The 18,081-nt window shown below is 66.2% G+C and carries 16 protein-coding genes; 8 read left to right on the top strand and 8 right to left on the bottom strand.

Annotated elements, in window-relative coordinates:
• Window positions 1-89: 89 nt before the first annotated feature.
• The 3 genes from dxs to HWX31_RS23080 all read right to left on the bottom strand — a co-directional run bounded on the left by dxs (window position 90) and on the right by HWX31_RS23080 (window position 3,250).
• Window positions 90-1,994 (bottom strand): 1-deoxy-D-xylulose-5-phosphate synthase, encoded by a 1,905-nt coding sequence (gene dxs, locus HWX31_RS23090; RefSeq protein ID WP_076474448.1) that lies wholly within the window; start codon window positions 1,992-1,994, stop codon window positions 90-92.
• A gap of 81 nt (window positions 1,995-2,075) precedes the next feature.
• Window positions 2,076-2,960, bottom strand: a complete 885-nt coding sequence (locus HWX31_RS23085; RefSeq protein WP_010089141.1) for a polyprenyl synthetase family protein — start codon at window positions 2,958-2,960, stop codon at window positions 2,076-2,078.
• On the bottom strand, window positions 2,957-3,250 hold the full coding sequence (locus HWX31_RS23080) for an exodeoxyribonuclease VII small subunit (RefSeq protein WP_045564596.1): 294 nt from the start codon (window positions 3,248-3,250) through the stop codon (window positions 2,957-2,959). Before HWX31_RS23080 ends, HWX31_RS23085 begins: the two co-directional genes overlap by 4 nt.
• 270 nt (window positions 3,251-3,520) lie before the next feature.
• Here HWX31_RS23080 and HWX31_RS23075 point away from each other — a divergent pair, with 270 nt between their 5' ends.
• Together HWX31_RS23075 and HWX31_RS23070 are read left to right on the top strand one after the other, a co-directional pair.
• Complete coding sequence (locus HWX31_RS23075) at window positions 3,521-4,627, top strand: aromatic ring-hydroxylating oxygenase subunit alpha (RefSeq protein ID WP_010089139.1); 1,107 nt, start codon at window positions 3,521-3,523, stop codon at window positions 4,625-4,627.
• 110 nt (window positions 4,628-4,737) lie between these two features.
• A complete protein-coding gene (locus HWX31_RS23070; protein WP_174962834.1) occupies window positions 4,738-5,607 on the top strand; it encodes a sulfurtransferase in 870 nt (289 codons plus the stop codon).
• Between the two features lie 54 nt (window positions 5,608-5,661).
• Here HWX31_RS23070 and HWX31_RS23065 read toward each other — a convergent pair whose 3' ends face one another.
• The 3 genes from HWX31_RS23065 to polA all read right to left on the bottom strand — a co-directional run bounded on the left by HWX31_RS23065 (window position 5,662) and on the right by polA (window position 11,252).
• Window positions 5,662-6,537 (bottom strand): dienelactone hydrolase family protein, encoded by an 876-nt coding sequence (locus tag HWX31_RS23065; protein WP_174962832.1) that lies wholly within the window; start codon window positions 6,535-6,537, stop codon window positions 5,662-5,664.
• Window positions 6,538-6,873: 336 nt separating this feature from the next.
• Window positions 6,874-8,220, bottom strand: a complete 1,347-nt coding sequence (locus HWX31_RS23060; protein ID WP_174962830.1) for an NAD(P)/FAD-dependent oxidoreductase — start codon at window positions 8,218-8,220, stop codon at window positions 6,874-6,876.
• A gap of 278 nt (window positions 8,221-8,498) precedes the next feature.
• Window positions 8,499-11,252 (bottom strand): DNA polymerase I, encoded by a 2,754-nt coding sequence (gene polA, locus HWX31_RS23055; protein WP_174962827.1) that lies wholly within the window; start codon window positions 11,250-11,252, stop codon window positions 8,499-8,501.
• 1 nt (window position 11,253) lies between these two features.
• Between polA and HWX31_RS23050 the strand changes: the two genes are divergently transcribed.
• Complete coding sequence (locus tag HWX31_RS23050; protein ID WP_174962825.1) at window positions 11,254-12,006, top strand: LOG family protein; 753 nt, start codon at window positions 11,254-11,256, stop codon at window positions 12,004-12,006.
• A gap of 390 nt (window positions 12,007-12,396) precedes the next feature.
• Window positions 12,397-12,693, top strand: coding sequence for a hypothetical protein (locus HWX31_RS23045; RefSeq protein WP_174962823.1), 297 nt, complete (start codon window positions 12,397-12,399; stop codon window positions 12,691-12,693).
• Between the two features lie 349 nt (window positions 12,694-13,042).
• Here HWX31_RS23045 and HWX31_RS35405 read toward each other — a convergent pair whose 3' ends face one another.
• Both HWX31_RS35405 and HWX31_RS23040 read right to left on the bottom strand, forming a co-directional pair.
• Window positions 13,043-13,192, bottom strand: coding sequence for a PA0050 family protein (locus HWX31_RS35405; protein ID WP_415493167.1), 150 nt, complete (start codon window positions 13,190-13,192; stop codon window positions 13,043-13,045).
• Window positions 13,193-13,426: 234 nt separating this feature from the next.
• Window positions 13,427-14,953: an AMP nucleosidase gene (locus HWX31_RS23040; protein ID WP_174962821.1), complete on the bottom strand. Its 1,527-nt coding sequence runs from the start codon at window positions 14,951-14,953 to the stop codon at window positions 13,427-13,429.
• Between the two features lie 131 nt (window positions 14,954-15,084).
• Between HWX31_RS23040 and HWX31_RS23035 the strand changes: the two genes are divergently transcribed.
• The 4 genes from HWX31_RS23035 to HWX31_RS23020 all read left to right on the top strand — a co-directional run bounded on the left by HWX31_RS23035 (window position 15,085) and on the right by HWX31_RS23020 (window position 17,977).
• Window positions 15,085-15,480, top strand: coding sequence for a hypothetical protein (locus HWX31_RS23035; RefSeq protein WP_174962819.1), 396 nt, complete (start codon window positions 15,085-15,087; stop codon window positions 15,478-15,480).
• Between the two features lie 111 nt (window positions 15,481-15,591).
• Complete coding sequence (locus tag HWX31_RS23030) at window positions 15,592-16,590, top strand: homoserine kinase (RefSeq protein ID WP_174962817.1); 999 nt, start codon at window positions 15,592-15,594, stop codon at window positions 16,588-16,590.
• Window positions 16,581-17,411: a BPSS1780 family membrane protein gene (locus HWX31_RS23025; protein ID WP_174962815.1), complete on the top strand. Its 831-nt coding sequence runs from the start codon at window positions 16,581-16,583 to the stop codon at window positions 17,409-17,411. The genes HWX31_RS23030 and HWX31_RS23025 overlap by 10 nt, the downstream gene beginning before the upstream one ends.
• 113 nt (window positions 17,412-17,524) lie before the next feature.
• A complete protein-coding gene (locus HWX31_RS23020) occupies window positions 17,525-17,977 on the top strand; it encodes a MarR family winged helix-turn-helix transcriptional regulator (RefSeq protein WP_174962935.1) in 453 nt (150 codons plus the stop codon).
• Window positions 17,978-18,081: the final 104 nt, after the last annotated feature.

Below are 18,081 nucleotides of genomic sequence, written 5' to 3'. Positions count from 1 at the left end.
CAACATGGGCCCGCAGGCCCATGTTTTCCGCATCAATGAAAGACCGTGCTGCGCCAGTCGCGTCGACGCCGCCTTGCGGCGGCGCCGGCTTACGCGACGCGCTTGGCCTGGTCGGCGACGTCGGCCGCCGGATTCAGGAAGCGTTCACGAATCGATTTCGCGATGCCCGCGCCGTCGAGGCCGCATTGCGACAACAGCTTCGCGTGGTCACCGTGATCGATGAAGCGGTCAGGGAGGCCCAATTGTAGTACGGGTCGGATAACCCCACTCTCCATCAGGGCTTCCACGCACGCGGAACCCGCGCCGCCCATCACGCAGCCTTCCTCGATCGTGACGAGCGCGTCGTGCGTCTCGGCCAGCTCGCGCACGAGCGCGGCGTCGACCGGCTTCACGAAGCGCATGTTCGCGACGGTCGCGTCGAGTTCCTCGGCCGCGGCGAGCGACGGCGCGACCATCGTGCCGAACGCGAGGATCGCGATCCGCTTGCCTTGCGGCTGCGACGTGCGGCGGCGCACTTCGCCCTTGCCCAGCGGGATCTCGGTGAATTCCTTCACCGTCGCGACGCCCGTGCCCGCGCCGCGCGGATAGCGCACCGCGGTCGGGTTCGGCTGCAGCAGCGCGGTGTGCAGCATCTGGCGGCATTCGTTCTCGTCGGACGGCACCATGACCGTCATGTTCGGGATGCAGCGCATGAACGCGAGGTCGTATGCCCCCGCGTGCGTCGCGCCGTCCGCGCCGACGAGGCCCGAGCGGTCGATTGCGAACACGACCGGCAGGTTCTGCAGCGCGACGTCGTGGATCAGCTGGTCGTACGCGCGCTGCAGGAACGTCGAGTAGATCGCGACGACGGGCTTCAGCCCTTCGGTCGCGAGGCCGCCCGCGAACGTCACCGCATGCTGCTCGGCGATGCCGACGTCGTAGTAGCGATCCTTGAAGCGCTTCTCGAATTCGACCATGCCCGAGCCTTCGCGCATGGCGGGCGTGATGCCGACGACGCGCGAATCGCGTTCGGCCTCGTCGCACAGCCATTCGCCGAACACTTGCGTGTAGGTCTTCTTCGCGGGCGTCGCCGACGGCTTGATGCCTTCGGCCGGATTGAACTTGCCCGGGCCGTGGTACAGCACCGGATCGGCCTCGGCAAGCTTGTAGCCCTGCCCCTTCTTGGTCACCACGTGCAGGAACTGCGGACCGCGCAGTTCCTTGATGTTCTGCAGCGTCGGGATCAGCGAATCGAGATCGTGGCCGTCGATCGGCCCGATGTAGTTGAAGCCGAACTCCTCGAACAGCGTCGCGGGCACGACCATGCCCTTCGCGTGCTCCTCGAGCTTGCGCGCGAGCTCGAGCACCGGCGGCGCGACGCTCAGCACGCGCTCGACGCCCGCGCGCGCGGCCGCATAGAAGCGGCCCGACATCAGGCGGGCGAGATGGCGGTTCAGCGCGCCGACCGGCGGCGAGATCGACATGTCGTTGTCGTTGAGGATCACGAGCAGCTTCGCGTCCTCGCTCACGCCGGCGTTGTTCATCGCCTCGAACGCCATGCCGGCGGTCATCGCGCCGTCGCCGATCACCGCGATCGAGAAGCGGTCGTCGCCGTTCAGCTGGCTGCCGATCGCCATGCCCAGCGCGGCGGAGATCGACGTGCTCGAGTGCGCGGTGCCGAACGTGTCGTATTCCGATTCCGAGCGGCGCGGGAAGCCCGAGATGCCGTCGAACTGGCGCAGCGAATGCATCTGGTCGCGGCGGCCCGTCAGGATCTTGTGCGGATAGGTCTGGTGACCCACGTCCCAGACGATGCGGTCGTTCGGCGTGTTGAACACGTAGTGCAACGCGATCGTCAGCTCGACCGTCCCGAGGTTGGACGACAGATGGCCGCCCGTCTTCGACACGCTGTCGAGGACGAACGCGCGCAGCTCGTCGGCGAGCGGTTGAAGTTGGCGGCGATCGAGACGGCGCAAGTCGGCCGGATCGTCGATAGTTTTCAGCAAGTCGTACATCGTCGTTCCATTGTAGGAAATCAAACGCGCCCGCATTCTTTTGCACGCACCGTAGCGTGTGCGCGGCGGCGGGCTTTCGCGTCAGCTGACCCGGTTCACCACCAGGTCGGCAAGTTCGGCGAGACGCTGCGCGCGCGCGCCGAAAGGTTGCAGCGCGGCGTGCGCGTCGGCGCGCAGTTGCGCAGCCAGCTCGCGTGACGCATCGAGGCCGAGAATCGACACGTAAGTCGGCTTGTCGTTCGCGGCGTCCTTGCCGGCCGTCTTGCCGAGCGTCGCCGAGTCGGTCGTCACGTCGAGAATGTCGTCGACGACCTGGAACGCCAGGCCGACCGCGGCAGCATAGACGTCGAGCGCAGCCATCGCGTCCGCGGACGGGGTCTCGCCCGCGAGCGCGCCCATCCGCACGGCGGCGCGCAGCAGCGCGCCCGTCTTCATCCGGTGCATCGTCTCGAGCTGCTCGCGCGTGAGCTTCATGCCGACGCTCGCCAGGTCGATCGCCTGCCCGCCGGCCATGCCGATCGAGCCGCTCGCCAGCGCCAGCTCGCGCACGAGCGCGGCCTGCTGCGCCGGCGCCAGCGCGTCGGCGTCCGTCAGCGCGACGAACGCCTGCGACTGCAGCGCGTCGCCGACCAGCAGCGCGGTCGGCTCGTCGTACTGCACGTGCACGGTCGGCTTGCCGCGCCGCAGCGCGTCGTCGTCCATGCACGGCATATCGTCGTGCACGAGCGAATAGACGTGAATCATCTCCAGCGCCGCTGCCGCCGCATTGCGCGCCGCCTCGGTGGCGCCGGTCAGCTCGCCCGCTGCATGGCACAGCAGCGGACGCACGCGCTTGCCGCCCCCGAGGACCGCGTAGCGCATCGCTTCGTGGAGTTGTGCGGGCACTACAGTTTCGGCCGGCAGGTAGTGGCCGAGTGCATCCTCGACACGGTCAAGCACAGACCGCATCCATTGTTCGAATGTCATAGATCGTCGTCTTCGCCGTCCGTGGCGGCCGCTCCGGCCGAAAGCGGCTTCAGGGTCGCGCCGTCAAGCACGCGCACCTGCTGCTCCACTTTTTCGAGCTGCTGTTGGCAAAACGCAACAAGTGCGGCCCCACGGCGATAGGCCGCGAGCGAATCCTCGAGGCTCAACGCGCCGCCTTCCATCCGGGCAACCAGCGTCTCGAGCTCCGCGAGCGCCATCTCGTAATTGTCCGGCAACGGCTCGCTGCCATTGCCGGGCGGCGTGGCGCCTGGGGATGCGGTTTTCGCCATGGACAAAGTGTCAAATTTCAAAACAAGTCGGACATTCTACGGCAAAAGAGAATTTTCCGACCTGCCGACTTGGTGCGCCAGGCGCACGCTCCGGCCCCACCTTTAGTGCAAATTGTGCCCCACCGAATGGCCGCCCGACAAAAAATTGACACAAATCAGGCACTTAATACTGGCCTTGCCGAGGGAACCGGGTATAATTCTCCGTTTCCCTAAATCGATTTTTCGATGGTTGGGTTGTTCACTGCTTTCACGCTATCACCGGGAGTGGGAATGTCCAATCTGAGCGATGCGCTTCAGTTGAAGTCGGCTCACAGCCAGCTTCCAGTCACTGCATACTTCGATGAGGCGCTGCTAGCGCGCGAAATCGAAACACTCTTCAAGAAAGGACCTCGCTACGTCGGGCACGATTTGATGGTGCCCGAGGCGGGGGATTATTTTGCGCTGCCGTCCGAGAAGGAAGGCCGCGTGCTGGTCCGCAACCCGGCGAACCAGGTCGAACTGCTGTCGAACGTGTGCCGCCACCGGCAGGCGATCATGCTGAACGGACGCGGCCACGCGCAGAACATCGTGTGCCCGCTGCACCGCTGGACGTACGACCTGGAAGGCCAGCTGCTCGGCGCACCGCACTTCCCCGACAAGCCTTGCCTGAACCTCGGCAAGTCGCCGCTGCAGAACTGGCAAGGGCTGCTGTTCGAGGCGGAAGGCCGCAACGTCGCGCGCGATCTCGCGAACCTCGGCACGAAACACCACTTCGATTTCTCGGAGTACCAGTTCGATCACGTCGAAGTCCACGAGTGCGACTATAACTGGAAGACCTTCATCGAGGTCTATCTCGAGGATTACCACGTCGTCCCGTTCCACCCGGGCCTCGGCAGCTTCGTGTCGTGCGACGACCTGAAGTGGGAGTTCGGCGACTGGTACAGCGTGCAGACGGTCGGCGTGCACAACGCGCTCGCGAAGCCGGGCAGCGCGACGTACAAGAAGTGGCACGAGCAGGTGCTGAAGTTCCGCAACGGCGTGCCGCCGGAGTTCGGCGCGATCTGGATGGTCTACTACCCGGGCCTGATGATCGAGTGGTATCCGCACGTGCTCGTCGTGTCGTGGCTGATTCCGCGCGGGCCGCAGAAGACGACCAACATCGTCGAGTTCTATTATCCCGAGGAAATCGCGCTGTTCGAGCGCGAGTTCGTCGAGGCGGAACGCGCCGCATACATGGAAACGGCGATCGAGGACGACGAGATCGCGATGCGCATGGACGCCGGCCGCCGCGCGCTGATGGAGCGCGGCGAATCGCAGGTCGGCCCGTACCAGAGCCCGATGGAAGACGGCATGCAGCACTTCCACGAATTCCTGCGCCGCCAGCTGGGCGACATCTGACGCCGGCATGCTGTTCAAGCATCACGATGCATGACGAAAAGACGGGCTGCGACCCGTCTTTTTTTGTTTAGACTTAGAACATCAGGCCGTTTGCTCAATCAGGAGCCGTCATGCCACATACCCATTACACCACGCTCATCTCCGCGGCCAATCTCGCCGAACGCCTCGCGGCCGCGCCTGACAGCGTCGCGCTGTTCGATTGCCGCTTCGATCTCGCCGATATCGGCGCGGGCGAAACCGCGTATGCAGCCGGACACATCCCGGGCGCGCAGTACCTGCATCTCGATCGCGACCTGTCCGGCCGGAAGACCGGCACCAACGGCCGCCACCCGCTGCCGACGCGCGACGCGCTCGTCGCCACGCTCGTCGACCGGGGGCTCAAGCAAGGCCAGCAGGTCGTCGCATACGATGCGCAGGGCGGCTCCTATGCGGCGCGCCTGTGGTGGATGCTGCGCTGGCTCGGCCACGATTCGGTTGCCGTCCTCGACGGTGGGCTGCAGGCGTGGCAAGCGGCCGGCCAGCCGCTGACGCCCGAAACACGGCATCCGTCGCGCGGCGACTTCCGCGCGCAGGCGCCGCTCGAATCGACGGTCGATGCGCAGGCCGTGCTCGCGAACCTGACGTCGCATGCGCGCCTCGTGATCGATGCGCGCGCGGCGGACCGCTATCGCGGCGAGAATGAAACGATCGATCCGGTCGGCGGCCACATTCCGGGCGCGCGCAACCGCTTCTTCAAGGACAACCTGGCCGCGGACGGCCGCTTCAAGACCGGCCACGAACTGCGCGAGACGTTTTCCGCGCTGCTGGCCGGCACCGAGCCGAACCTCGCGATCCTGCAATGCGGCTCGGGCGTGACCGCCTGCCACAACGCGCTCGCAATGGAAATCGCGGGCCTGCACGGCGCGTCGCTCTATCCCGGCTCGTGGAGCGAATGGTGCGCCGATCCGTCGCGGCCGATCGCGACCGGCCCGAATCCATAAGCCATCCGGCGGACTCACGTCGACGACGCGGCGGCCTCGGCCGCCGCGTTCCGTTTACATCACGCCATACTTGTGGAACCACGCGATCGCGCGCTTCCAGCTGTCCTCGGCATCGGCCTTCACATAGCTCGGCCGGTAATCCGCGAAGAACGCATGGCCCGCATCGGGATACACGACGATCTCCGACTCGCGCGCAAGCTTCGAGTCGCTCTTCTGGATCTGCGCACGCATGTCCGCGAGCGATGCCTGCGTGATGTTCGTGTCCTTCTCCCCGTACAGGCCGAGCACGGGCACCTTGAGCATCGACGCACGATCGACCGGATTGAACGGCGTCATCTCGTCGGTCTTGCCTTCGACGAACCCGTACCATGCGATCGCCGCGCGCACGCCCGGATTGTGCTCCGCATACAGCCACGCCTGACGGCCGCCCCAGCAAAACCCCGTCACGCCGACGCGCGCCAGGTCGCCGCCGTTCTTGCCCGCCCACGCGAGCGTCGCATCGAGATCCTCGGTCACCTGCCGGTCCGGCACCTTGCTGACGACGTGGTCGACGAGTTCCTTGATCGTCGGATATTTCGATGCATCGCCCTGCCGCGCGAACAGGTCGGGCGCGATCGCCAGATAGCCGAGCTTCGCGAAACGGCGGCAGACGTCGGCGATGTGCGCATGCACGCCGAAGATCTCGTGAATCACGATCACCACGGGCAGGTTGGTCTTGTCCGCCGGCTGCGCGCGATAGGCCGGCACGCTCGAATCGCCTGAGCGGATCTCGATGGTGCCGGCGTCCAGCCCGGCGCTGTCGGTCGTGATCGTCTGCGCCGACACGGGCAGCACCGCCGCCGCGAAGGCACCGCCGAGCGCAGCCTGCATGAACTTGCGGCGCGAAAACGGAACGTGGGGAACCAGGCTGTCGACTTCGGGTTTCAACATGAATGCACTCCTCGATTGAGCGCCGCCGTCACGCCGACGGCTTCGGCATGACGGGGCATCGCGCCGGCCCGCGACGCGGGCGCCGCGGTTGTCGGCACACGCCGCAAGCGGAAACCCGCACACGATGCCCAATAATCGGTTGTCACGTCAACTGTCCGAACGCAAGAGACCATCTCGATACGTGCAATCGACGTATCGCCCGATCAGGCCCGACGCACTCGGCACGCGTCGCCGGAACGACTGAAGCCGGTGGCGCGCGTACGCCCCAAAACGGCGACGGGCGGGGAATCCGCTCGTCGCGCATTCCCCGCCCGCCAGGACCGCATCACGCCGTCGTCAGTGCAGCTTGACGCGCGGCAGCGTCGTACGCCGCAGCCAGTGCGCGACGGTATCGAGCATCATCCGCGGATAGCCGTGCAGCGCCGCGATGTGCAGCCGGTACAGCGACATGTACATGAAGCGCGCGAACAGCCCTTCGATGAGCATGTTGCCGCCGATCAGCCCGCCCATCAGGTTGCCCACCGCGCTGAAGTGGCCGAGCGACACGAGCGAGCCGAAGTCGCGATAGGTGAACTCGGGCAGCGGCCGCCCCTCCAGCTTGCAACCGATCGCCTTGAGCAGGAAGCTCGCCTGCTGGTGCGCGGCCTGCGCGCGCGGCGGCACGTTGCGTTCGTTGCCCGGCCATGCGCATGCGGCGCAATCGCCGAGCGCGAACACGTTGTCGTCATTGGCGGTCTGCAGCGTGCGGCGCACGTCCAGCTGGCCGAGCTTGTTGACCTGCAGGCCGTCGAGCCGCGCCAGCACGGCCGGCGCCTTGATGCCGGCCGCCCAGACGGTCAGGTCGGCACGCACCGACTTGCCGCTCGCAGTGCGCACGACGCCCGGCGCGACTTCGGTCACGCGCTCGCTCAGCATCAGCCGCACGCCGAGCTTTTCGAGCAGCTCGGCCGTCGCGGTCGAAACGCGCTCCTGCAGCGCAGGGAGAATCCGCGGACCGGATTCGATCAGCACGATGCCGACGTCGTGCCGCGGGTCGAGCTTGTGCAGGCCGTACGCGGACAGCACCTGCGCGGTATTGCGCAGTTCCGCCGACAGTTCGACGCCGGTCGCACCGCCGCCGACGATCGCCACCTGGATGCGCGGCTCGGCCGGCGCCGACGGGTCGCCCGACGCTTCCGCCGGCGCGGGATTCTGATGCTCGGCGCGCATGCACGCGGCGATCAGCCGCTTGCGGAACCGCTCCGCCTCCGCGACGGTGTCGAGCGCGATCGCATTCTCCTGCGCGCCCTGCACGCCGAAGAAATGCGTCGTGCTGCCGATCGCGATCACGAGCGTGTCATAGTCGAGCGTGCGCTGCGGCAGCAGTTCCGCACCGTCGCTGTCGTTGACCGGCGACAGCGTGATCCGCTTCATTACGCGATCGAGGTTGATCAGCTCGCCCTGCTGGAATTCGAAGCCGTGCCAGCGCGCCTGCGCCGCATATTCGAGCTCCTGCGTGAAGGGATCCATGCTGCCGGCCGCCACTTCATGCAGCAGCGGCTTCCAGATGTGCGTCGGATAACGATCGACGAGCGTGACGAGCGCCTGCGCGGGACGGTTGCCGCGCGCGCCATATCGATCGCCGAGCCGTGTCGCCAGTTCCAGGCCGCCCGCGCCCCCGCCTACGATGATGATCCGATGCATCTGATTCCCCCTTGCTGTTCAAAACCGGCCGCGGCCGCGCGATACCGATCGCGGCTATGCGACTCCGTGGCGAACCAGTTCGAACATCATTGATGTGCAGTTCGAACGACATCCGCGCGCCCGCTCCCGGCGCACGAAGCGCGCCGCGCTTCGCCGTCAGGCGATGCCTGACTTGCATTGTCCGGGAGCTTGCGCGTTGACCACAAGCAAACAGTTTCAAGAAGTGATGCTTCTGCAACAATATGTCGCAGGTCACAGGGGGCGCGTAGCGGCGCCGGTCAGTGGGCCTCTTCCCAGTTCGCGCCGGCGCCGACCTCGGCGACGAGCGGCACCTTCAGCTTCGCGACGCCGCACATCATTTCCGGCAGTTTCTCGCGCACGCGCGGCAGCTCGGCCTCGGGCACCTCGAGCACCAGTTCATCGTGCACCTGCATGATCATCCGCGACGCGAGGCCGTCGCGCGTGAGCCAGTCGTCCACCGCGATCATCGACAGCTTGATCAGGTCGGCCGCGGTGCCCTGCATCGGTGCATTGATTGCCGCACGCTCGGCCGCCTGGCGGCGCGGACCGTTGCCGCCGTTGATCTCCGGCAGCCACAGACGGCGGCCGAAGACGGTTTCGACGTAGCCCTTCTCCTTCGCGATCTCGCGCGTGTCCACCATGTATTGCGCGACGCCCGGATAGCGCGCGAAATACCGGTCGATATACAGCTTCGCCGCGTCGCGCGTGATGCCGAGGTTCGACGCGAGCCCGAACGCGCTCATCCCGTAGATGAGACCGAAGTTGATCACCTTCGCGATCCGGCGCTGGTCGGTCGTCACTTCGAGCGGCGTCACGCCGAACACTTCCGCCGCGGTCGCGCGGTGGATGTCCTCGCCGTTCGAGAACGCGCGCAGCAGCGACGCGTCGCCCGAGATGTGCGCCATGATCCGCAGTTCGATCTGCGAATAATCAGCCGACACGATCTGGTGGCCCGGCGACGCGATGAACGCCTCGCGGATCCGCCGGCCTTCGGCGGTGCGCACCGGAATGTTCTGAAGATTGGGATCGTTCGACGCGAGGCGGCCCGTGACCGCGACCGCCTGCGCATAGTTCGTGTGCACGCGCCCCGTTTCCGGGTTGACCATCCGCGGCAGCTTGTCGGTATAGGTCGACTTCAGCTTCGACAGCCCGCGATGCTCGAGCAGCAGCTTCGGCAGCGGATAATCCTCCGCGAGCTTCTGCAGCACTTCTTCATCGGTCGACGGCGCGCCGCTCGGCGTCTTCTTCACGACCGGCAGCTGCAGCTTCTCGAAGAAGATCTGGCCGATCTGCTTCGGCGAACCGAGATTGAATTCGCCGCCGGCCAGTTCGTACGCCTGCGCCTCAAGCTCGATGAGGCGCCTCGCAATTTCGGTGCTCTGCGCCTGCAGGCGCGCGTCGTCGATCAGTACGCCCGTGCGCTCCATCTTGCGCAGCACGATCGACACCGGCATCTCGATCTCGCGATACACGCGCTCGAGGCCCGGTTCGCGCGCGACCTGCGGGTACAGCGCGTGATGCAGCTGCAACGTGATGTCCGCGTCTTCGGCCGCGTATTCGGCGGCCTGCGCGAGCGCCACTTCGTCGAAGCCGATCTGCTTCGCGCCCTTGCCCGCGACGTCTTCATACTTGATCGTCTTGACGCCCAGATGACGCATCGCGAGGCTGTCCATGTCGTGCGTGCGGTGCGATTCGAGCACGTACGATTCGAGCAGCGTGTCGTGTTCGATGCCGTTCAGCTCGATCCCGTAGTTCGCGAGCACCTGTGCGTCGTACTTCAGGTGCTGGCCGACCTTCTTGCGATCGGCCGATTCGAGCCACGGCTTCAGGCGTGCAAGCACCTCGTCGAGCGGAAGCTGCTCGGGCAGGTCGGGGCCGCGGTGCGCGACCGGCAGGTAGGCGGCCTTGCCGGGCTCGACCGAGAACGACAGGCCGACGAGCCGCGCAACCATCGGGTCGAGCGACGTCGTCTCGGTGTCGAACGCGGTCAGCGCGGCCGCGTCGATCTTCGCGAACCATGCGTCGAACTGCGCCCAGGTCTGGATCGTTTCGTATTCGCGGACGGCGACAGCCGTCACGATTGGCGCCGGCTCGCCTTCCGGCGCATCGGCGTCGCCGCTTTGCTCGAGCGCGATGTCGATCTCGCGCAGCCACGTCTTGAAACCGTAGCGCGCGAAGATGTCGCGCAGCAGCTCGCGCGCCTCGCCGTCGGTCGCGAGCGTCGCCTCGATCGATTCGAGATGCGGCGCGAGATCGCAGGCGGTCTCGACGGTCACGAGCTTGCGGCCGAGCGGCAGGAAATCGAGCGCGCGGCGCAGGTTGTCGCCGACGACGCCCTTGATCTCGCCCGCGTGCTCGATCACGCCGTCGAGGCTGTCGTACTGCGTCAGCCACTTCACGGCCGTCTTCGGCCCGCACTTCTCGACGCCCGGCACGTTGTCGACGGTATCGCCGATCAGCGCCAGGTAGTCGATGATCCGCTCCGGCGGCACGCCGAACTTCGCGGTCACGCCGTCGCGGTCGAGTATCTCGTTGGTCATCGTGTTGACGAGCGTGACGCGATCGGTGACGAGCTGCGCGAGATCCTTGTCGCCCGTCGACACGACCACCTTCATCCCGTGCCGCTCGGCTTCGCGCGCGAGCGTGCCGATCACGTCGTCGGCTTCGACGCCCTCGACCATCAGCAGCGGCCAGCCGAGCGCGCGCACGGCGCCATGGATCGGCTCGACCTGCAACGCGAGATCGGGCGGCATCGACGGGCGGTTTGCCTTATAGTCGGCATAGAGGTCATCGCGGAACGTCTTGCCCTTTGCATCGAACACGCAAGCGCTATACTCTGCACTGACTTCCTTGCGCATACGGCGCAGCATGTTGATGATTCCGTAGAGCGCTCCGGTCGGCTCCCCGCCAGGGCCACGCAAATCAGGCATCGCATGGTAAGCCCGATACAGATAGCTCGAACCGTCAACCAATAGCAGGGTCTTACCTTCCAGATTTCGTTCTTCAGGCATTATGAACAAGAGAAAAGTGATTCCGAGTCTGCGTTCGCTCGCAGATCAAGAACGCGCGACCGCCAAGAAGGCGCGCGCATCGTGGCAGATGTTCACGATTATGGCAGAGTTTATCGAGGCGACCGAGTACCTGTCGGAGATCCGCCCGGCCGTCAGCATCTACGGTTCTGCCCGTCTCAAGCCCGATACGCCGCACTACAAGCTCGCGGTGCAGATCGCGCGCAAGCTGTCCGACGCCGGCTTCGCGGTGATCTCCGGCGGCGGCCCCGGCATCATGGAAGCGGCGAACAAGGGCGCGCACGCCGGCAAGGCGCCGTCGGTCGGCCTCAACATCGAGCTGCCGCATGAGCAGGCCGGCAACCACTACCAGGACATCTCGCTGCGCTTCCGCCACTTCTTCACGCGCAAGGTCACGTTCGTGAAGAACTCCGATGCGGTGATCGTGATGCCGGGCGGTTTCGGCACGCTCGACGAGCTGTCCGAAGTGCTCACGCTGATCCAGACGAAGAAGTCGCGCCTCGTGCCGATCATCCTCGTCGGCAGCACGTTCTGGCAGGGGCTGCTGCAGTGGTTCCGCGACCAGATGATCCCGAACGGCCTCATCAATGCGGAAGACATGGACCTGATGCAGGTGATCGACGATCCCGACCAGGTGCTCGACGCCGTGCTCGCGTTCTACGAGGACCGCGGCGAAGAGGAAGGCGAGGACGCGCATCCGCCGCGTCCGGAAGAAGACCGGATGTTCTATCTGTAAATCGCCCGGCCCGAGCCTCGCCACCGGGGCTCGCCGGGCTCGCGCTGCGCGGTTGCCCGCCACGCCGTGCCCGGCAGCGTGCGATTTGCGTCATTTTGTAACGCCGCGCGAAGCCGTTCGGCGCGAAAACGTCAAATCCGGCTGCCGTTCGCCGCATGCTGCGCTACAGCAAATGCAGCATTGCAGCGCGCCATTGTCAAATCACCTCGTCCCGCCCGGCCCCGCGTCGGCGACGCGCCGTCAATCTGCGGTAACAGAACCCGTTCGCTTTTCCCGCCACGCAACGGCACACTGCAGTCCAACGGTGCGCATTGCGGCGCGGAACAGATCCGCTGCCTCCGGCGATCCGCTTCGTCGCGCCGCGAACTCCACGCCATTCGGGAAAACAACATGAAACGCTCGCTGATCGCCCTTGCCTTCACCGGTCTCGGCCTCTCGCTGTCCGGTCTCGCCCATGCCGTGAACGTCGACGTGAACATCGGCACGCCCGCGCCGGTCATCATTGCGCCGGCGCCCGCGCCCGTCGTGGTCGCGCCTGCACCCGCCGTCATCATCGGCTGGCACGGCGACCGCTACTGGGACGGCCGCCGCTACTGGGAACGCCGCGAGTGGGAAGATCACGAGCGCCATCGCGGCCACGGCGGCTACCACTGCCCGCCGGGACACGCGAAGAAGGGCGAGTGCTGAGCGACACGGCTCGATCGGCCGACAGACAGCAAGGCCGCCCGCGCGCTTCGGCGCCGGGCGGCCTTGTCGTGTTCGGCGGCACGCCGATCCCCGCATGTCCCGGCGGCGTCACGCGCCCGCATCCGCCAGCGCGAGCGGCGCAAGGTCGGGATGCGCGCCAGGCCGTGCGGCCAGAAAGTCCATCAACATGGCGACTCCGTCGCGGTAAATGCGGTGCGCCGCGGCATGCACGGATAATGCCGGCAGGCACGCCTACATGGCGTCGCTCAAGACGGAAACCGTGGCGGTCGCTGACGAGGAACCGAGAAAGAAAACGTGAGGCGCGCCCAGGACGGGCGCGCCTGTTTCATCACCTGCCCGGCCAAGGGCACTTGCACTTGCTAGGGCCGACTACCGCGATTTTGCAAGGGTCCTTGGACGGCCCTACCACCGCGCACGCGGCCATGGCCGACATGGATGAAGTGAGCATCAGGGCAGCCAGCAGGATTTTGATTTTCATAGGATATCTCCACTCTCAATAAGATGAGAATCAACCGGATTCGACGGTTCGTCGGTCCTTGGTGCGGGCGTCGGATAACGCCACGCAGGAGAGCCTATTCGTAATGATAAGAACTACAAATAGTAAAATCGCCAAAAACGCGGCGAGCATCAACGCGGTCAGGCGGGTGACGCAGGCGCGCGTCAGCCGCCGTGAAGGCCTGCGGGGCATCGACATCCCCGCAGGCCGTACGCTTTACTGAAACGCCACTTCCGCGAAGCTGCGCAGCTTCCGGCTATGCAGCTTGTCGAGCCCGTTGGTCCGCAGAATCTCCATCGCCTTCACGCCGATCTGCAGATGCTGGTCGACCTGCGCGCGATAGAACTGATCGGCCATCCCCGGCAGCTTCAGCTCGCCGTGCAGCGGCTTGTCGGACACGCACAGCAGCGTGCCGTACGGCACGCGGAAGCGGAAGCCGTTCGCCGCGATCGTCGCGCTTTCCATGTCGAGCGCGATCGCGCGGCTTTGCGACAGACGCTGCACCGGCTCGCGATGATCGCGCAACTCCCAGTTGCGGTTGTCGACGCTCGCGACCGTGCCGGTCCGCATCACGCGCTTCAGTTCCGCGCCGTCGAGCCGCGTGACGTCAGCGACCCCGCGCTCGAGCGCAAGCTGCACTTCGGCGAGCGCCGGAATCGGCACCCACAGCGGCAGGTCGGCATCCAGCACGTGATCCTCACGCACATAGCCGTGCGCGAGCACGTAGTCGCCGAGACGCTGCGTGTTGCGCAGGCCCGCGCAGTGGCCGAGCATCACCCACGCATGCGGACGCAGCACCGCGATGTGATCGGTGATCGTCTTCGCGTTCGACGGCCCGACGCCGATGTTGACCATCGTGATCCCGCTGCCGTCCGCGCGCTTCAGGTGGTAGGCGGGCATCTGCGGCAGACGCGGCGGCGCCGCGCCTTCCGACGGCTCGCTGCCGAGGTTCTCGTTGTACGTGATGACATCGCCCGGCTCGACGAACGCGCTGTACTGGCTGCGGTACGCGCGCACCTCGGGGTCGTCGCTTTCCGTCATCATCGTGCGGCCGAGCTTCACGAACTCGTCGATGTAGAACTGGTAGTTCGTGTAGAGCACATAGTTCTGGAAGTGCGTCGGCGACGTCGCGGTGTAGTGGCGCAGCCGGTGCAGCGAGAAGTCGACCCGCGCGGCCGTGAACAGCGCGAGCGGATGGGGCTCGCCCGGCGCCGGCTCGAACGTGCCGTTGACGATGCGGTCGTCGAGATACGACAGGTCGGGCGTGTCGAACACGTCGCGCATCGCGAGCAGGCTGTCGCGGTCGAGCTCGCCTTCGAGGTGGATGCCTTCGGGGAACGCGAAGTGGATCGGAATCGGCTGCGACGACACGCCGACCTCGATCTTGACCTGATGGTTCTTCGCAAGCAGCCGCAATTGCTCGCGATAGTAGTTCGCAAACAGATCGGGGCGGGTCACCGTCGTCTCGAACACGCCCGGGCCGGCGACGAAGCCGTACGAGCGGCGCGAATCGACGTGCGTGTTGACCTCGGTGCGCACCCGCACGAACGGATAGCATGCGCGCACGTGCTCGGTGATCGGTTCGTGGCGGCGATAGCGCGCGAAGGCGTCGCGCAGGAAGCCGGCGTTGGCCTCGTAGATCGCGGACAGCCGGGCGACGGCGGCGATCGGGTCGTCGAATCCTTCGACGGGCGGGCTTTCCGGGGTCAGCATCCGGTGTCTGCGGCTCAAATCGTTCTTCATGTTCATCACCTCGTCTGATCAGTCGACATTACCACGGAACCTTGTCACGCAGACGGTCGCGCCCCGCCAAGCCGACAGCCGGACAGCGCGCAGTATTTGCTAAAATTGAGCAGTTAATTGGGAGAGTCACAATGAAGCCGCTCATTCTCGTCGCCGCTGCCGCCGCGTTTGTCGTCGCCAGCGTCGCCCACGCCGCCGGCGGCACGCCGAGCGCCGATGCTCAGGCCCAGGCCGACGCCAACGAAGCCGCCGGCCTGCCGGACCTCCGGAAGATCAACCGGCCCGGCGCCGAAGTCACGTCGAAAGTCGATTTCGCCGACGTCCGCCGCACGCCGAGCTTCCATGAAAAAAGCAAGAACGGCACCGAAGTCACCGAATATCGCGATCGCGGCAAGCCCGTCGAAATCGACGTGAAGTCGAACTTCGGCACCCGCTACCAGATGAGCGCGTCGCCGGACACGTCGCCGAAGCCGCACGACGCGAGCATTCCGATCACGCGCCTGCCGTCGATCAACCTGCACTACTGACGCTCCGCCCGCGCCGCGCCGGCCCCGGCAGCGGCGCACGGGCTCTCCCCGCTTCCCTTTCGCGACGCACGCGGCACGCGTGCCCGCCCAACCTGACTCGACGCACCTCGCATGGCTGTATTCACCGCTGTTTCCGACTCCGATCTCGCGCACTGGATGCGCCACTACGCACTGGGCGACGTCGTCGCGTTCCGCGGCATTCCGTCCGGCATCGAGAACAGCAACTTCTTCCTGACGACGACCCGCGGCGAATACGTCCTCACGATCTTCGAGAAGCTCACGGCCGAACAACTGCCGTTCTATCTCGACCTGATGCGCCACCTGGCCGGCCACGGCGTGCCGGTGCCGGACCCGGTCCCGCGCAACGACGGCGCGCTGTTCGGCGAGCTGCACGGCAAGCCGGCCGCGATCGTCACGAAGCTCGACGGCGCGGCCGAACTGGCGCCGGGCGTCGAGCACTGCATCGAGGTCGGGCAGATGCTCGCGCGGCTGCACCTCGCGGGCCGCGACTATCCGCGCACGCAGCCGAACCTGCGCAGCCTGCCGTGGTGGCAGGAGAACGTGCCGGCGATCGCGCCGTTCGTGAGCGCCGGGCAGCTCGCGCTGCTGGAAGGCGAACTCGCGCATCAGGCGCGCTTCTTCGCGTCCGCCGACTATGCGGCGCTGCCGGGCGGGCCGTGCCACTGCGACCTGTTCCGCGACAACGCGCTGTTCGCGCACGCGGCGCCGGACACGGGCCATAACGTGACACTCGGCGGCTTCTTCGACTTCTATTTCGCCGGCTGCGACAAGTGGCTGTTCGACGTCGCGGTGACCGTCAACGACTGGTGCGTCGACCTCGCGACGGGTGTGCTCGACCACGCACGCGCGGACGCGCTGCTGCGTGCGTACCAGACGGTGCGGCCGTTCACGGCCGAGGAGCGCCACCACTGGGGCGACATGCTGCGCGCCGGCGCGTACCGCTTCTGGGTGTCGCGCCTGTACGACTTCTACCTGCCCCGTGCGGCCGAGATGCTGAAGCCGCACGATCCCGGCCATTTCGAACGCATCCTGCGCGAGCGTATCGCGCATATGCCCGCGCTTCCCGAGACCCAACCCGCATGCAACTGATCGAAGTCCCCGCGAAGACCGGCTACGTCTGGTTCCGTCAAGGCATCTGGCTGTTCCGCCGGAACCCGCTGGCGTTCATCACGCTGTTCGTGACGTACATGCTCGCCATTGCGCTCGTATCGAGGGTGCCCGTGATCGGCGCGGCGCTGCCGCCGCTGCTCATTCCCGGCCTGACGGTCGGCTTCATGGCCGCGTGCCGCGACACCGTGGCCGGCAAGCACGTGCTGCCGACGATTCTCGTCGACGGCTTCCATTCGTACGGCGCCGTCGCGACCCAGCGGTTGCTCGTGCTCGGCGCGATCTATGTCGCGGCGATGGTGCTCGTGGTCGCGGCAGCGGCAATGGTGGACAGCGGCGCGATGTTGAACGCGATGGTCGGCGCAACGAGCGACGCAAGCACGAGCACGAACACGAGCCCGGACGCGCTCGTGGTGCCGCCGGGCACGCTCCTCTCGCTGCTGGTCGCGTCGCTGGTCTACGTGCCCGTCTCGATGCTGTTCTGGTTCGCGCCCGTGCTCAGCGCATGGCACGACATCCCGCCCGTGAAGGCGATGTTCTTCAGCATCGTCAGCTGCTGGCGCAACCGGGGCGCGTTCGTCGTCTACGGCCTGGTGTGGTTCGGCGTCATGCTCGGCACGTCGCTCGTCCTGTCGCTGGTCTTGCAGGCGGTCGGCGCCGGCATCGATACGCTCAAGCTCATGATGCCGGTGCTGATGGCCATCATCGGCGCGATGGTCTACTGCTCGTTCTACGCGACCTATCGCGGCTGCTTCGGCGTGCAGGAGCCGGACGCGCCGGCCACGCCGTCGTCGGGCCGCTGATCCTCCCCCACGGCCGGCGCATCCGTCGCCGGCTTCGCCCCTGTTCAAGCGAATCATTTGCGCGCAAAATCATTTGCATGCAAATCTTTTGCGCCGACACCGCACGCCGCATCATGGACCGCCCGCCCACCCTGCCGCAGACGCTCGACGAGCAATTGTGCTTCGCGCTCTACGCGACTTCGCACGCGATGACGAAAGCGTACAAGCCACTGCTCGACAAGCTGTCGCTGACCTATCCCCAATATCTCGCGATGCTGGTGCTGTGGGAGCGCGACGACATCGCAGTCAAGGACATCGCCGCCCGGCTCGATCTCGATCCGGCCACGGTCACGCCGCTGCTCAAGCGGCTGGAAGCGCTCGGCTACGTCGAACGCGTGCGCAGCGCGGCCGACGAGCGTGTCGTGAACGTACGCCTGACAACGGACGGCCGCGCGCTCAAGGAAAAGGCGCGCTCGGTGCCCGCCGACCTGTTTTGCGCAATGCAGCAGACGCCGGAATTCCTGGTCCGGCTGCGCACTGATCTGAAGCAGCTGCGCGAAGCGCTGGCGGCCTCCAACGACCGCTGACCACCGAGCCCGGCCTCGCCGGGCAATTTTTTTGAAATTTAGTTTGCACGCAAATCATTTGTGTTCTATATTTTGTCCGTGGCCGGTAGCAACGTATCTGACCG

Source organism: Burkholderia ubonensis, from assembly GCF_902833085.1.
In the GTDB taxonomy this organism is placed as follows: Bacteria; Pseudomonadota; Gammaproteobacteria; order Burkholderiales; family Burkholderiaceae; genus Burkholderia; species Burkholderia ubonensis.
The sequence above is the reverse complement of the archived record's forward strand: the minus strand, read 5'-3'. Positions and strand labels throughout refer to the sequence as shown.

Coding starts and splice junctions, on each gene's coding strand:
- HWX31_RS35405 (WP_415493167.1), bottom strand. CDS start 13,192: ATGAAAATCAAAATCCTGCTGGCTGCCCTGATGCTCACTTCATCCATG.
- HWX31_RS23075 (WP_010089139.1), top strand. CDS start 3,521: ATGTCCAATCTGAGCGATGCGCTTCAGTTGAAGTCGGCTCACAGCCAG.
- HWX31_RS23085 (WP_010089141.1), bottom strand. CDS start 2,960: ATGACATTCGAACAATGGATGCGGTCTGTGCTTGACCGTGTCGAGGAT.
- HWX31_RS23020 (WP_174962935.1), top strand. CDS start 17,525: ATGGACCGCCCGCCCACCCTGCCGCAGACGCTCGACGAGCAATTGTGC.
- HWX31_RS23065 (WP_174962832.1), bottom strand. CDS start 6,537: ATGTTGAAACCCGAAGTCGACAGCCTGGTTCCCCACGTTCCGTTTTCG.
- HWX31_RS23060 (WP_174962830.1), bottom strand. CDS start 8,220: ATGCATCGGATCATCATCGTAGGCGGGGGCGCGGGCGGCCTGGAACTG.
- HWX31_RS23030 (WP_174962817.1), top strand. CDS start 15,592: ATGGCTGTATTCACCGCTGTTTCCGACTCCGATCTCGCGCACTGGATG.
- HWX31_RS23080 (WP_045564596.1), bottom strand. CDS start 3,250: ATGGCGAAAACCGCATCCCCAGGCGCCACGCCGCCCGGCAATGGCAGC.
- polA (WP_174962827.1), bottom strand. CDS start 11,252: ATGCCTGAAGAACGAAATCTGGAAGGTAAGACCCTGCTATTGGTTGAC.
- HWX31_RS23070 (WP_174962834.1), top strand. CDS start 4,738: ATGCCACATACCCATTACACCACGCTCATCTCCGCGGCCAATCTCGCC.
- HWX31_RS23035 (WP_174962819.1), top strand. CDS start 15,085: ATGAAGCCGCTCATTCTCGTCGCCGCTGCCGCCGCGTTTGTCGTCGCC.
- dxs (WP_076474448.1), bottom strand. CDS start 1,994: ATGTACGACTTGCTGAAAACTATCGACGATCCGGCCGACTTGCGCCGT.
- HWX31_RS23050 (WP_174962825.1), top strand. CDS start 11,254: ATGAACAAGAGAAAAGTGATTCCGAGTCTGCGTTCGCTCGCAGATCAA.
- HWX31_RS23040 (WP_174962821.1), bottom strand. CDS start 14,953: ATGAAGAACGATTTGAGCCGCAGACACCGGATGCTGACCCCGGAAAGC.
- HWX31_RS23045 (WP_174962823.1), top strand. CDS start 12,397: ATGAAACGCTCGCTGATCGCCCTTGCCTTCACCGGTCTCGGCCTCTCG.
- HWX31_RS23025 (WP_174962815.1), top strand. CDS start 16,581: ATGCAACTGATCGAAGTCCCCGCGAAGACCGGCTACGTCTGGTTCCGT.